A 14,799-nucleotide genomic window follows, 5' to 3' on the forward strand; every position below is an offset into this window, starting at 1 on the left:
GGGAGCTGAAAGGGGGCGTCGCGCCGTTGCGCGCGCCGCCCCCTCCCAGTTGGGCTGATCAGGTCAGCAGCCGCCGGTAGCGACGGCGGTCGACTCCGTGATGTGGAACGCGTTGCTCGCTGCGGACGTCTCCTGAATGCAGAAGGTCGTGGCAGTGGCAGTCGGCGCGGTCTTGTAGCCGAGACCAGTGGTGTTGTCGCTCTTCGTCAGGCCGTACTTGCCGAGCTCGGAGGTCGACGCCGAGAAGGTCTGGCCGACGGTCGTGCCGTCCGGGAGCTTGCCGTTCTCAGTCTGGTAGGCGATCACAGCGGTCTTCGCGTTGGCGAGGTCGCTCTTCGCGGCCGAGTCCTTCGCGTTGTTCTGGACGTTGAGGTACACCGGGATCGCGATCGCAGCGAGGATGCCGATGATGATGACGACGACGAGGAGTTCGATGAGCGTGAAGCCCTTCTCCTCTTCGGCCAGGAGACCCTTGCGGCGAGCGTCGAGCTTGCCCATGAGAGCGAAGTACATGGTTGTTTCCATTCAGTAGGAAATGTCAGGTGGAGTTCGGGGCTTTGCTCGCCGCCGGACATCAGGTTATTCGAGACCGATTGGGGGGGGTAATCCCGAGAACGGGGGCCAGTTCGCACCAAGACGCCCCCAGGAGCGGGGGCATCTGTGTACCAAACCACCCCAGCACGAGGGGTAGCGGCGGGCCACTTAGTGGATGAGCGATGTGATCTGGAAGATCGGCAAGTAAAGGGCGACGATCATGCCGCCCACGACGACACCGAGGAAGGCGATGAGAAGCGGCTCGATGAGCGAGGTCAGCGCCTCGGTGGTGGATTCCACTTCCGAATCGTAAAACACCGCAATCTTTTCGAGCATCATTTCGAGCGATCCCGCGTCCTCACCAACGGCGACCATCTGCGTCACCATGCTTGGAAACACCTTTTCTTGGGAAAGTGGCTCCGCAATTGATTGACCATGCCTAACACTTTCCGATACGCGGTCTAGCGCTTTCTGAACCACAAAGTTGTTGGAAACCTCGCCGACGATCTTCAATGCCTGAAGAATGGGAACGCCGGCGCCGATCATGTTCGAGAAGTTGCGGGCGAAGCGGGCGATGACGATCTTCTTCGTCAGCGCACCGAAGACCGGCAGTCGGAGCATGATCGGGTCGCGGAACCCGCGGAACGCATCGGTGTTCTTGTTCGCGCGGTACCAGAGCCAGCCGGCGATGAACGCGACCGCGAGGAGAGGGGCGAGCCACCGCATCGCGTGAGAAAGGTGGACGAGGATCATCGTCGGCAGCGGCAGCTGACCGCCGAGCGACGCGAACATGTTCTGGAAGATCGGCACGATGAAGAGCAGCATGATCACGACGGCCGCAAGCGACATCACGAGGACGACCACCGGGTAGGTCATCGCAGACTTGATGGTGGCGCGGAGCTTGTGCTCCTTCTCGAAGTTCGTGGCGATGGAGTCCATGGCCTGGTCGAGGAAGCCGCCCGTCTCACCCGCGCGGATCATGTTGATCATGATCGGCGGGAAGTCCACCGGGTACTTCGCAACGGCGTCGGAGAAGGACACCCCCTGCTCAACCTCGTCGCGGACCTTCGCCAGGATCGACTTCAGCTTCTTGCTCTCCGTCTGGTCGGCGAGGATCGTCAGCGCGCGGAGCAGAGAGAGTCCGGACGTGAGCATCGTCGAGGCCTGCCGAGCCATGATCGCCAGGTCCTTGAGGCCCACGCCCTTCTCGAACCCGGGGATCTTGATCTCTGCCTGCAGCCCCGTGCCGGCCTTCGCCTCGGAGATTGCGATAGGCGAGACCCCCATCGTGCGCAGGCGCTGGACGACTGCGCCCTCGGACGCGGCGTCGAGCCGCCCCTTGACGAGCTTGCCGCCACCGTCGCGGCCCCGGTAGTCGAACGCGAGTGACATCAGTGGCCTCCGGAGAACTTGTCGCCGAAGTCGATCCCGCTCGCGGCGATGGCCGCTGCGGACGAGTCGGACGGTGATTCGACGCGCTGCACGAGCCGGTCGAACCCTTCGTGGTCGTGGACCTTCTCCAGCGCCGCGGCCCGGGTGACGGTGCCGACGTTGACGAGTTCCGCGAGGTCCTGGTCCATGGTGTGCATGCCCGTGTCACGCCCAGCCTGCATGGCCGAGGTGATCTGGTACGTCTTGCCTTCGCGGATGAGGTTGCCGATCGCCGGCGTGGTCTTCATGATCTCGGTCGAGACGACGCGCCCTGCCCCGTTCGCCTTCGGGACGAGCGTCTGGCAGACGACTCCTTCGAGCGTGGCGGCGAGCTGCGTCCGGATCTGCCCCTGCTGGTGCGGCGGGAAGACGTCGATGACACGGTCGATCGTGCCCGGTGCGCTCTGCGTGTGCAGGGTCGCGAAGACCAGGTGGCCGGTCTCGGCGGCGGTCAGTGCGACGGAGATCGTCTCGAGGTCGCGGAGCTCACCGATGAGGATGACGTCGGGGTCCTGGCGCAGCACGTGCTTCAGGGCCTTCGCGAACGACTGCGTGTCCGCTCCGACCTCGCGCTGGTTGATGATCGCCTTCTTGTGGTCGTGCATGAACTCGATCGGGTCCTCGACCGTGACGATGTGGTCGGCACGGGTTTCGTTCACCAGGTCGATGAGCGCGGCGAGCGTGGTCGACTTGCCGGACCCGGTCGGTCCGGTGACGAGCACGAGTCCGCGCGGCAGCTTCGCGAACTCCCCCACGTGGGCGGGGATGCCGAGCTGCTTGAGCGTCTTGATCTTGGTGGGGATGATGCGGAAGGCCGCACCCCAGTTGCCGCGCTGCTGGTAGTAGTTCACGCGGAAGCGGTACTCCGGCGAGAGCGAGTACGCGAAGTCGAGTTCCTGCTCGTGGTCGAACTGGCCGGCCTGCTCGACGGTCATGAGCGTCTTCAGCGCGGCGATGACCTTGTTCCGCGCCCACGGTCCGCCGGGGACGGCGGGCCGGAGGGAGCCGTCGACGCGGACCGTCGGGGCGGCGTCGGCGGTCAGGTGCAGGTCGGAGCCGCCCTGGTAGACGACCTGGGCGAGCGCCGTCACGAGGTCGGGGTCGGCCACTTCACGCGCGTGCCGCGTGAACCCGATCTCTGGGACACCGGCGCCACCGGCGACGGGAGCAGGAGCGGCGTACGTCGGCACCGTCTGGAGGCTCGTGGTCGGCACCGCGGGCGCGACCGGCAGGTGCTCGGTCACCGCGTCGGCGTACCCGTAGCTGGCAGTGGACGGCGGGACCGCGGCGGGCGGGGTCGCGGGCGCCGCCAGCGGCTGCGCCACCGGCACGGCGACGGGCGCACCGGAGGGTGCCGGCCAGGCGGCGGTGTCGTCGCCGAGGTCGTACACGGGGACGGCGGGAGCGGGCGCGGGCGCTGCGGCGAACGGCGCAGCCCCGGCCGCAGGCACGGTCGGCTGCGCGCCGGTCTCGGCGAGCCGCGCGGCGCGGCGCGACCCGATCTCGTGGCCGGGACGGCCCGGGTGCCACCCGGCCACGGGCTCGTCGCCCGCAGCGGTGATGTCGTACACGGAGTCGGTCATCTCGTGCTCTCCTCGGCCTACGCCACCACGCGCAGGATCTCGTCGACGCTCGTCATGCCGAGCTTCACCTTCTCCCACCCGTCCTGACGGAGGGTGAGCATGCCCTGGTCCTGCGCGACGCGGCTGATCTCGGCGCTCGAGGCACGGGCGACGGCGAGCCGCTCGATCTCCTCGGACACGGTCATCACCTCGTGCAGGGCGATGCGCCCGCGGTACCCGGTGTTCGAGCACACGGCGCAGCCGATCGGGGCGAAGAACTCGGGGATCTCGGCATCGGCGCCGTCGACGAACCCGAGCGCCCGCAGCTGGGACGGCTCGTAGACGGCGGGCGCCTTGCAGCGGTCGCAGAGCTTCCGCGCGAGGCGCTGTGCGACGACGCAGTCCAGTGCGGACCCGACCAGGAACGGCTCGATGTCCATCTCCGTCAGGCGGGTGACCGCGGACGGGGCGTCGTTGGTGTGGAGGGTCGAGAGGACGAGGTGGCCGGTGAGCGACGCTTCGATCGCGATCTGCGCGGTCTCGTGGTCGCGGATCTCGCCGAGGAGCACGACGTCGGGGTCGGAGCGGAGGATGCTGCGGAGCGCCGAGGCGAAGGTCAGTCCGGCCTTCGGGTTCACCTGCACCTGGTTGATGCCGGCCATCCGGTACTCGACCGGGTCCTCGACGGTGATGACGTTGATCTCGGGCCGGGCGACGGCGTTCAGGGTCGTGTAGAGCGTGGTCGACTTGCCCGAGCCGGTCGGTCCGGTGACGAGGATCATGCCGTACGGCTTCGAGTAGGACCGCTGGTAGGCGGCGGCGTTCCGCTCCAGCAGGTTGAGGTCCCTGAGGGTCATCGACGTGTTCGTGTTGTCGAGGATCCGCATGACGACCTTCTCGCCCCACACGGTCGGCAGGGTCGCGACGCGGAGGTCGATCTGGCGGCCGCCGTGGCGCACCGACATGCGGCCGTCCTGCGGCTTCCGTCGCTCCGCGATGTCGATGTCGCTCATGATCTTCAGGCGGCTGATCACGCCGTTCTGGATGTTCTTCGGCGCCGGCGCCATCTCGTGCAGCACGCCGTCGATGCGGTACCGCACCCGGACCTCGTGCTCGCCGGGCTCGATGTGGATGTCGGACGCGTGGTCCTGGATGGCCTGCGAGACGAGCAGGTTCACGAAGCGGACGATCGGGACGTCGTCGAGCGACCCTTCCGAGATGTCCGCCTGCTGCTGCGCCGTCGCCGACGCTTCCTCTTCGAGCGATGAGGTCAGGTCGTTCAGCTCGTCGTCGGCGCGGAGGTAGCGGTCGAGCGCGCTGGCGAGGTCCCGTTCCTCGACCTGGAGGGGCTTGATCGCCCGGCCGGAGGCGGCGCGGGCGTCGTCGATCGCCAGGACGTTCGTCGGGTTCACCATGGCGAGGACGAGGACGTCGCCTTCGAACCCGACGCCGAGCACCCCGTGGCGGCGGCAGAGCGCTGCGGGCAGGATCGACACCGCGGTGCCGTCGACCGGGTAGTCGGTGAGCGGCACGGTCCTGGAGTTGTTCGAGGCCGCACGTGCGGTGATGAACTGCGCCTCGCTGACCACGCCCTGGCTCACCAGGGAGCGGATCGACCGCTCGTCGATCTCCTCGTCGCCGGTGAGCGAGTCGAGGTGCTCGATCGGGAGTGCTCCGTTGAGGATCAGGATCTCGGAGAGCGTCGCCATGGGCTCGGAGCCTCCTGGGTTGAGTGAACGCTGGCGTGGGGTGCGGGCGCTGCGCCGCTCGGGTTCGACGCCTGTCCACGCTATGTCCGGGACCGGCTGGCCCCGCAGTCCCAGAATGAGGGGGCGGAGGCCTCCTGGCGCACCCAGAACGGGGGCTGTGGACAACGGCTTCGGGATGCCTCCTGTGGAGAAAAAGTCTCGACGCGCGGCACGCCGCCGGGACATGATGAGTCATGGAGATCACGAGCGTGACCGTCGGGCTGCCCGTCACCGACCTCGAGGCGTCCTGCCTCTGGTACGGCGCGGTGTTCGAGCGCGTGGACCCCGACCTCGAACCGGCCGAGGGCGTCGCCGAGTACGAGATCGGCGGGATCTGGATCCAGCTCGTCGAGGACCCGGACGCCGAGGAGAACTCTGCCGTCGTCCGCTTCGGCGTCGACGACGTCGCCGCGCAGCACACCCGGATCGCCGCGCTCGGCATCGACGTCGGCCCGGTGGAGCGCGTCGAGGGTGCGATCGACTGGTTCGACGTCCACGACCCCGACGGCAACGTCCTGAGCCTGTACTCCCTGGCGGACGAGACGGGCCACGGATCGGACGGCCGGGACAGCGGTGCCGGCCGCGCGCTCTAGACGCGACCAGACGGCGGACGGGAGGCGCGGTGCGGGCCCGCACCGCGCCTCCCGTCGGTTCTGCGGTGCAGCAACTTCGTGAACGTCACGTTTCGGGTCTGGACGCGGCAGCCGCGCAGTGCCACGCTGTCGGCATGCAGAAGACACGTATTTCAGATGTGGTACAACGGCGGGTCACGGGCGGGTTCATCGTGCTGGCGCTCTCGCTCGGCTCCGTGGCACTCGCCGCGCCCGCGCAGGCCGCGGAGTTCTCCGCTCGGGTCGGAGCCATCGCGCACAACGCCGGCGACGTCGCGGTCACCGGGAACGGCGACCCGGGCGACCTCGTCGAGGTGACGCCGTCCGACGGCGCCCCGGTGCAGACCCGGGTGAAGCCGAACGGCTCCTGGCGGACCGTCGCGCACGTGGACGGTCCCGGCGACCACACGTTCCGCGTCACCGATTCGATCGGCTCACCGGCCCGGACCCTCGCCGCCACGACGCGCGACGTCAGCTACACGGGTCTCGTCGTGGTCCGCGAGAACTGGGAACGGTCCCTCCTGGTGCGCGGATCGGGCTTCGAGCCTCGCGCACACGTCGACCTCACCGTCGACGGTGTCCCACGAGGCACCACGACGGTCGATCGCGACGGCGCCTTCGCCCACCGGATCTCCGGCATGGCGTTCGGCCAGCACACGGTCACCACCAGCGAGCGCTTCGACGGCGCCGAGCAGCTCCGCATCAACTCCTCCGCACTCCTCGAGCCCTTCCCGGTCGTCGACGACGTCCGCGTCGACCCGGCCGGTCACCTCGTGCACCTGTCCGGTCGCGGGCCCGCCGGCACCGACATGCGCTTCGTCGACGAGTCCGGCGCCCCGTGGTCGTTGACGGACGGCACCGACTGGATCACGAACGCCGACGGGACCTGGACGGCTGATGTCGCATACCCGGGCGTCGGCACCCGCTTCATGGGCATCGTCGCCGAGGTGTACGACGACGGCAAGCTGGTCGGTTCCACGACCACCAGTGCGACGATCCCGTTGCCGGTGACGGCCGTGGTCACGAAGTACACCGCCAAGAAGCTGGTGCTCTCCGGCACCGCCGAACCCGGCGCCCGTCTGTCGTTCGTCGACGCCGACGGCACCCCGGTGACCGACGCCGACGGCAACCGCGTCGAACCGCCGGTCCCCGGGACCTCGAAGTGGACCGTCACGCTCGACCCGCGCCGGATGGCCGGCGGCACCGTGACCGCCACCGTCACCGGCGACGAGGGCGTGCACGGCAACGTCACCCTGACCTACCGCTGACGACCACACCCCAGAAACGGGGAAGGGCCCCGCATCCAATGGATGCGGGGCCCTTCCTTCGGATCACTCGGTTCAGTTGTACGTACCCGGCGTGAAGTCGTCCGACGAGAAGCTGTCGAAGTCGACGAAGCTCAGGTCGGCGTCCGAGAACGACGAGTCGTCCGCGAAGATGCGGTTGGGGTACCGCTCTGCCTTCGCTTCTTCCGTCGCGTTCACGTCCACGTCGCGGTACCGGCTGAGGCCCGTCCCGGCGGGGATGAGCTTCCCGATGATGACGTTCTCCTTGAGGCCGACGAGGTGGTCCTGCTTGCCCTCCATGGCCGCCTGCGTGAGCACGCGGGTGGTCTCCTGGAAGGACGCGGCGGACAGCCACGACTCGGTCGCGAGGGACGCCTTGGTGATGCCCATGACCTCCTGGCGAGCGGAAGCGGTCTTGCGACCCTCCTGCAGCGCCGCACGGTTGATCGCGTTGTAGCGCGACCGGTCGACGAGCTCACCGGGCAGCAGGTCCGTGTCGGCGTGGTCGACGACCGTCACCTTGCGGAGCATCTGACGGACGATGACCTCGATGTGCTTGTCGTGGATCGGCACGCCCTGCGAGCCGTACACGTCCTGCACACCGTTGACCAGGTGCTTCTGGACCTCACGGACACCCTTGACGCGAAGGACTTCCTTCGGGTCGACGGTGCCGGCGATGAACTGCTCGCCGAGCTCGACGTGCTGGTTGTCCTCGATGAGGAGGGTCGCACGCTTGAGCACCGGGTAGATGAACGGCTCGTCGCCGTTGTCCGGCGTGAGGATGATGCGACGGCCCTTGTCCGTGTCCTCGATGACGACGCGGCCGGGGGCCTCGGCGATCGGGGACGCGCCCTTGGGGGTACGAGCCTCGAAGAGCTCGGTGACACGGGGCAGACCCTGGGTGATGTCGTCGGCCGAGGCCGAACCACCCGTGTGGAAGGTACGCATCGTCAGCTGGGTACCGGGCTCACCGATGGACTGGGCGGCGATGATGCCGACCGCCTCGCCGATGTCGACGAGGTTGCCCGTGGCGAGCGAACGGCCGTAGCACTTCGCGCAGACACCGACGGCCGACTCGCAGGTCAGGACCGAGCGCACCTTGATGCTCTCGACACCGGCCGCGACCAGCTTGTCGATGAGGACGTCACCGACGTCCTCGCCTGCCTCGGCGACCACCGTGCCCTTCGCGTCCGTCGCCGCGGTGGCGAGGGTGCGCGAGTACACGGTGTTCTCGACGCGGGCGTCGCGGACGAGCTTGCCGTCGGCGTCGACCGTGGCGATCGGCAGTTCGAGACCACGCGTGGTGCCGCAGTCGTCCTCGCGGATGATGACGTCCTGCGACACGTCCACGAGACGACGGGTGAGGTACCCGGAGTCCGCGGTACGGAGCGCGGTGTCGGCAAGACCCTTACGAGCACCGTGGGTGGCGATGAAGTACTCCGCCACGGTCAGGCCCTCGCGGTACGAGTTGATGATCGGGCGGGCGATGATCTCGCCCTTCGGGTTGTTCACCAGACCACGCATACCGGCGATGTTGCGGACCTGCAGCCAGTTACCACGAGCACCCGAGGACACCATGCGGTTGATGGTGTTGTCGATCGGGAAGTTGTCGCGCATCTCCTGCGCGATCTCGTTGGTGGCCTCGGTCCAGATCTTGATCAGGTCGGCGCGACGTTCCGCGTCGGTGATCAGACCCTTGTCGAACTCACCCTGGACCTTGGCGGCCTGGATCTCGTAACCCGCGATGATCTCCTTCTTGCGAGGAGGCGTCACGACGTCGGAGAGCGCCACGGTCACACCGGAGCGCGTGCCCCAGTAGAAGCCCGCGTCCTTGATCCGGTCGAGCGCAGCGGCCGTCTCGGTCTTGGAGTAGCGCTCGGCGAGGTCGTTGACGATCGCGGAGAGGGTGCCCTTGTCGGTGACCCGCTGGACGAACGGGTAGTCCGCCGGCAGGGTCTCGTTGAAGAGCGCGCGACCGAGGGTGGTCTCGAGGAGGATCGACTGACCCACCTCGTAGCCCTCGGGGGCTTCACCCTCGGCGAAGTGGACACCCGACATGCGGATCTTCACCTGCGCGTTGAGGTGCAGCGTGTTCTGGTCCTTCGCCATGATCGCCTCGGCGACCGAGGAGAACGAACGGCCCTCACCGACGGCGCCCTCGCGGACGGTCGTCAGGTGGTGCAGACCGATGATCATGTCCTGTGCGGGCAGGGTCACCGGGCGGCCGTCGGACGGCTTCAGGATGTTGTTCGAGGCGAGCATCAGGATGCGGGCCTCGGCCTGGGCCTCGACCGACAGCGGCAGGTGCACGGCCATCTGGTCACCGTCGAAGTCCGCGTTGAACGCAGCACACACGAGCGGGTGGAGCTGGATGGCCTTGCCCTCGACGAGCTGCGGCTCGAACGCCTGGATGCCCAGACGGTGCAGCGTCGGCGCACGGTTCAGCAGGACGGGGCGCTCGCGGATGATCTCCTCGAGCACGTCCCACACCTGCGGACGCGAACGCTCGACCATGCGCTTGGCCGACTTGATGTTCTGCGCGTGCGACAGGTCGATGAGGCGCTTGATGACGAACGGCTTGAACAGCTCGAGGGCCATCTGCTTGGGCAGACCGCACTGGTGGAGCTTGAGCTGCGGGCCGACGATGATGACCGAACGACCCGAGTAGTCGACGCGCTTGCCGAGCAGGTTCTGGCGGAAACGACCCTGCTTGCCCTTGAGCATGTCGCTCAGGGACTTCAGGGCGCGGTTGCCGGTACCCGTGACGGGGCGACCACGACGACCGTTGTCGAACAGCGCGTCGACCGCTTCCTGCAGCATGCGCTTCTCGTTGTTCACGATGATCTCGGGGGCACCGAGGTCGAGCAGGCGGCGGAGGCGGTTGTTGCGGTTGATCACACGACGGTAGAGGTCGTTGAGGTCCGACGTGGCGAAACGGCCACCGTCGAGCTGCACCATCGGGCGGAGCTCCGGCGGGATGACCGGCACGACGTCGAGCACCATCGCTGCCGGCGAGTTGCCGGTGGCGAGGAAGGAGCTGACGACGCGCAGACGCTTGATCGCACGGATCTTCTTCTGGCCCTTGCCCTCGGCGATCTGCAGACGCAGTGCCTCGGCCTCGGCGGCCAGGTCGAAGGCCTCGAGCCGCAGCTTGATCGCCTCGGCGCCCATGTAGGCGTCGAAGTAGATCCCGAAGCGGTCCTGGAGCTCGTGGAAGACCGCGTCCTCGGGCTTGAGGTCGCCCACCTTGAGGTTGCGGAAGTCCTCCCACACACGCTCGAGACGGGTGATGTCCTCGTCGAAGGACTTGCGGACCTGGGACATCTCCTTCTCGGCGGTGTCCTTGGTGCGGCGCTTGATGTCGGCCTTGGCGCCCTCTTCCTCGAGCGCTGCGAGGTCGTCCTCGAGCTTCTTGAGGCGGTCGGCGATGATCGAGTCGCGCTGGTTCTCGAGGTTCTTGATCTCGAGGCGCATCTCGTTCTCGAGACCCGGCATGTCAGCGTGCCGGCCCTCTTCGTCGATGCTGATGATCATGTACGCGGCGAAGTAGATGACCTTCTCGAGGTCCTTCGGCGCCATGTCCAGCAGGTAGCCCAGGCGCGACGGGACGCCCTTGAAGTACCAGATGTGCGTGACGGGTGCGGCGAGCTCGATGTGGCCCATGCGCTCACGACGGACCGAGGACTTGGTGACCTCGACGCCGCAGCGCTCGCAGACGATGCCCTTGAAGCGGACACGCTTGTACTTGCCGCAGGCGCACTCCCAGTCGCGGGAAGGACCGAAGATCTGTTCGCCGAACAGACCGTCCTTCTCGGGCTTCAGGGTGCGGTAGTTGATGGTCTCCGGCTTCTTGACCTCGCCGTACGACCACTGGCGGATGTCTTCGGCCGTGGCGAGGCCGATCCGCAGTGCGTCAAAGGAAGTTGCTTCGAGCAATGTTCTTCTCTCTTGCTGAATTCGAAACGTTGTCGGGCGGGGCGGGATCAGATGTCGTCGACGGAGGACGACTCGAACCGCGAGGAGATGTTGATGCCGAGCTCTTCAGCGGCACGGAAGACCTCGTCGTCCGTGTCGCGGAGGCTGACCGCCTGGCCGTCGGCCGAGAGGACCTCGACGTTCAGGCAGAGCGACTGCATCTCCTTCATGAGGACCTTGAAGCTCTCCGGGATGCCGGGCTCCTGGATGTTCTCGCCCTTGACGATCGCCTCGTAGACCTTCACGCGGCCGAGGATGTCGTCGGACTTGATCGTCAGGAGCTCCTGGAGGGCGTACGCGGCGCCGTATGCCTCGAGCGCCCACACCTCCATCTCGCCGAAACGCTGTCCACCGAACTGCGCCTTACCACCCAGCGGCTGCTGCGTGATCATCGAGTACGGACCGGTCGAACGGGCGTGGATCTTGTCGTCGACCAGGTGGTGGAGCTTCAGGATGTACATGTAACCGACCGACACGGGCTCCGGGAACGGCTCGCCGGAGCGGCCGTCGAAGAGCTGGGCCTTGCCGGAGGAACCGATCAGGCGCTCGCCGTCACGGTTCGGGAGCGTCGAGTCGAGGAGGCCCTCGATCTCACGCTCGTAGGCGCCGTCGAACACCGGGGTCGCGACCTTGGTGCCGGGCTCCGCGCTGCGGGCGGCCTCGGGGAGAGCCGAAGCCCACTCCTGGATGCCATCGACGTTCCAGCCCTGCTTCGCGAGCCACCCGAGGTGGATCTCGAGGACCTGGCCGAAGTTCATGCGGCCGGGGACGCCGAGCGGGTTCAGCACGATGTCGACCGGGGTGCCGTCCGCAAGGAACGGCATGTCCTCGACCGGCAGGATCGTCGAGATGACGCCCTTGTTGCCGTGACGACCGGCGAGCTTGTCGCCAGCGGTGATCTTGCGCTTCTGGGCGATGTAGACGACCACGCGCTGGTTGACGCCCGAGCCGAGCTCGTCGTCGCCGTCCTGCGCGTCGAACACCTTGACGCCGATGATCGTGCCCTCTTCACCGTGGGGCACCTTCAGCGAGGTGTCGCGGACTTCGCGCGACTTCTCGTTGAAGATGGCGCGGAGGAGGCGCTCTTCGGCGCTCAGCTCGGTCTCGCCCTTCGGCGTGACCTTGCCGACGAGGATGTCGCCGGGGCGGACCTCGGCGCCGATGCGGATGATGCCGCGCTCGTCGAGGTCGGCCAGGAGGTCCGGGCTGACGTTCGGGAGGTCGCGGGTGATCTCTTCCTTGCCGAGCTTGGTGTCGCGGGCGTCGACCTCGTACTCCTCGATGTGGATCGAGGAGAGCGTGTCGTCCTTCACGAGGTTCTGCGACAGGATCATCGCGTCCTCGTAGTTGTAGCCCTCCCACGGCATGAACGCGACGAGGAGGTTCTTGCCGAGCGCGAGCTCGCCGTTCTCCGTCGCGGGGCCGTCGGCGATGACCTCGCCCTGCTCCACACGCTCACCGGCGCTGACGATCACGCGGTGGTTGTAGCTCGTGCCCTGGTTCGAGCGGTCGAACTTGCGGAGGTAGTAGGACTGCGTCCCGCCCTCGTCGAGCTGCAGGGTCACGGCGTCGGCCGAGACCTCGGAGACGACACCGGCCTTCTCGGCGATGACGACGTCGCCGGCGTCGATGGCGGTGTAGCCCTCCATGCCGGTGCCGACGAGCGGCGACTCGGAGCGGAGGAGCGGCACGGCCTGGCGCTGCATGTTCGCACCCATGAGGGCGCGGTTCGCGTCGTCGTGCTCGAGGAACGGGATGAGCGACGTCGCGACCGACACCATCTGGCGCGGGGAGACGTCCATGTAGTCGACCTCGCCGCGGGCGACGAGTTCGACCTCTCCGCCCTTCTTGCGGACGAGCACCTTGTCGTCGGCGAAGTGGAAGTCGGCCGTCAGCGGGGCGTTGGCCTGCGCGACGACGAACTCGTCTTCTTCCGAAGCGGTCAGGTAGTCGATGGTCTTCGTGACCTCGCCGTTGACGACGCGACGGTACGGGGTCTCGATGAAGCCGAACGAGTTGATCCGACCGAAGGACGCGAGCGAACCGATCAGGCCGATGTTCGGGCCTTCCGGGGTCTCGATCGGGCACATGCGGCCGTAGTGCGACGGGTGGACGTCGCGGACCTCGACGCCGGCACGCTCACGGGACAGACCACCCGGGCCGAGGGCCGAGAGACGACGCTTGTGCGTCAGGCCCGCGAGCGGGTTGTTCTGGTCCATGAACTGCGACAGCTGGGACGTCCCGAAGAACTCCTTGATCGCGGCGACGACGGGGCGCACGTTGATCAGGGTCTGCGGCGTGATCGCCTCGATGTCCTGCGTGGTCATGCGCTCGCGGACGACGCGCTCCATGCGGGACAGACCGGTGCGGACCTGGTTCTGGATGAGCTCACCGACGGCACGGATGCGGCGGTTGCCGAAGTGGTCGATGTCGTCCACGTCGAGGCGGAGCTGCACCGGCTCGCCGTCGCGGACGCCGTCGATCGTGGTGCGCTCGGCGTGCAGCGAGACCAGGTACTTGATCGTCGCGACGATGTCCTGCACCGAGAGCACGGAGTCGGACAGCGGCGCGTCGATGCCGAGCTTGCGGTCCAGCTTGTAACGACCCACCTTGGCGAGGTCGTAGCGCTTCGGGTTGAAGTAGAAGTTGTCGAGGAGCGCACGCGCGGCCTCGGCGGCGACCTGCTCGCCCGGACGCAGCTTGCGGTAGATGTCCTTGAGCGCCTCTTCCTTGGTGAGGATGGCGTCCTTCTCGAGGGTCGACTCGATGGAGGCGAAGCCCTGGAACTCGTCGAGGATCTCTTCGCTCGTCAGGCCGAGGGCCTTGAGGAAGACCGTGACCGACTGCTTGCGCTTGCGGTCGATGCGCACGCCCACCTGGTCGCGCTTGTCGATCTCGAACTCGAGCCATGCACCACGCGACGGGATCACGCGAGCGGAGTAGATGTCCTTGTCGGACGTCTTCTCCTGCTGGCGCTCGAAGTACACGCCCGGCGAGCGGACGAGCTGCGAGACGACGACACGCTCGGTGCCGTTGATGATGAACGTGCCGCGCTCGGTCATGAGCGGGAAGTCGCCCATGAAGACCGTCTGCGTCTTGATCTCACCGGTCATGTGGTTCATGAACTCGGCGTTGACGTACAGCGGAGCGGCGTAGGTCTTGCCGCGTTCCTTGCAGTCGTCGATGGAGTACTTCGGGTCCTCGAGCTCCGGGGACGTGAACGAGAGCTGCATCGTCTCGCCGAGGTCCTCGATCGGGGAGATCTCCTCGAAGATCTCCTCGAGACCGGAGTGCAGCGCGAGGTCGGTACGACCCTGCTCCTGCCCCTCGGCCAGTCGGGCCTTCCAGACGTCGTTGCCGACGAGCCAGTCGAAGCTCTCCGTCTGGAGAGCGAGCAGATCAGGAACCGTGAGGGTGTCCGTGATCTTGGCGAACGAGAGTCGCGAGTGGTTGCGACCGTTCTTGGGGTTGGTGGATGCGTTGGGCGCAGCAGCCAAGGGTGTGACCTCCGTAGGCCCCGTCGGGCCGGTACTGACGAGCAGCATGTAGGTGAGTGGATTGACGCTCGGCGCAACCCCGAGACACGCACGCACGCCTGTGTCACGAGGACGAAGGGCATGTGCGATGATCTGAGTGAGCGGCACCCGCCGAC

General features: G+C 67.2%; 8 protein-coding genes. 2 read left to right on the plus strand and 6 right to left on the minus strand.

Going from position 1 to position 14,799, the window contains the following annotated elements:
* Positions 1 to 63: 63 nt before the first annotated feature.
* From EDF55_RS19180 to EDF55_RS10135, 4 genes are all read right to left on the minus strand, one after another.
* Entirely contained in the window at positions 64 to 513 is a 450-nt protein-coding gene (locus tag EDF55_RS19180) for a type II secretion system protein (protein ID WP_123654843.1), read from the minus strand.
* 189 nt (positions 514 to 702) lie between these two features.
* Complete coding sequence (locus EDF55_RS10125) at positions 703 to 1,926, minus strand: type II secretion system F family protein (protein WP_123654844.1); 1,224 nt, start codon at positions 1,924 to 1,926, stop codon at positions 703 to 705.
* A complete protein-coding gene (locus EDF55_RS10130) occupies positions 1,926 to 3,548 on the minus strand; it encodes a type IV pilus twitching motility protein PilT (protein WP_123654845.1) in 1,623 nt (540 codons plus the stop codon). The genes EDF55_RS10125 and EDF55_RS10130 overlap by 1 nt, the downstream gene beginning before the upstream one ends.
* Positions 3,549 to 3,565: 17 nt before the next feature.
* The gene (locus EDF55_RS10135) at positions 3,566 to 5,236 is read right to left on the minus strand and encodes a GspE/PulE family protein (RefSeq protein ID WP_123654846.1); all 1,671 of its coding nucleotides are present in this window, start codon (positions 5,234 to 5,236) and stop codon (positions 3,566 to 3,568) included.
* A gap of 233 nt (positions 5,237 to 5,469) precedes the next feature.
* On the opposite strand from EDF55_RS10135, the gene EDF55_RS10140 reads away from it, so the two are divergent.
* Both EDF55_RS10140 and EDF55_RS10145 read left to right on the plus strand, forming a co-directional pair.
* Positions 5,470 to 5,868 (plus strand): VOC family protein, encoded by a 399-nt coding sequence (locus tag EDF55_RS10140; protein ID WP_123654847.1) that lies wholly within the window; start codon positions 5,470 to 5,472, stop codon positions 5,866 to 5,868.
* Between the two features lie 134 nt (positions 5,869 to 6,002).
* Complete coding sequence (locus tag EDF55_RS10145) at positions 6,003 to 7,154, plus strand: hypothetical protein (protein ID WP_123654848.1); 1,152 nt, start codon at positions 6,003 to 6,005, stop codon at positions 7,152 to 7,154.
* Positions 7,155 to 7,226: 72 nt separating this feature from the next.
* Here the strand turns inward: EDF55_RS10145 and EDF55_RS10150 are convergent, their stop codons facing one another.
* Both EDF55_RS10150 and rpoB read right to left on the minus strand, forming a co-directional pair.
* A complete protein-coding gene (locus EDF55_RS10150) occupies positions 7,227 to 11,108 on the minus strand; it encodes a DNA-directed RNA polymerase subunit beta' (RefSeq protein ID WP_123654849.1) in 3,882 nt (1,293 codons plus the stop codon).
* Positions 11,109 to 11,155: 47 nt separating this feature from the next.
* Positions 11,156 to 14,644 (minus strand): DNA-directed RNA polymerase subunit beta, encoded by a 3,489-nt coding sequence (gene rpoB, locus EDF55_RS10155; RefSeq protein ID WP_123654850.1) that lies wholly within the window; start codon positions 14,642 to 14,644, stop codon positions 11,156 to 11,158.
* Between the last annotated feature and the right edge of the window lie 155 nt (positions 14,645 to 14,799).

The organism is Curtobacterium sp. ZW137, from assembly GCF_003762905.1.
In the GTDB taxonomy this organism is placed as follows: domain Bacteria; phylum Actinomycetota; class Actinomycetes; order Actinomycetales; family Microbacteriaceae; genus Curtobacterium.

Coding starts and splice junctions, on each gene's coding strand:
- EDF55_RS19180 (WP_123654843.1), bottom strand. CDS start 513: ATGTACTTCGCTCTCATGGGCAAGCTCGACGCTCGCCGCAAGGGTCTC.
- EDF55_RS10125 (WP_123654844.1), bottom strand. CDS start 1,926: ATGTCACTCGCGTTCGACTACCGGGGCCGCGACGGTGGCGGCAAGCTC.
- EDF55_RS10130 (WP_123654845.1), bottom strand. CDS start 3,548: ATGACCGACTCCGTGTACGACATCACCGCTGCGGGCGACGAGCCCGTG.
- EDF55_RS10135 (WP_123654846.1), bottom strand. CDS start 5,236: ATGGCGACGCTCTCCGAGATCCTGATCCTCAACGGAGCACTCCCGATC.
- EDF55_RS10140 (WP_123654847.1), top strand. CDS start 5,470: ATGGAGATCACGAGCGTGACCGTCGGGCTGCCCGTCACCGACCTCGAG.
- EDF55_RS10145 (WP_123654848.1), top strand. CDS start 6,003: ATGCAGAAGACACGTATTTCAGATGTGGTACAACGGCGGGTCACGGGC.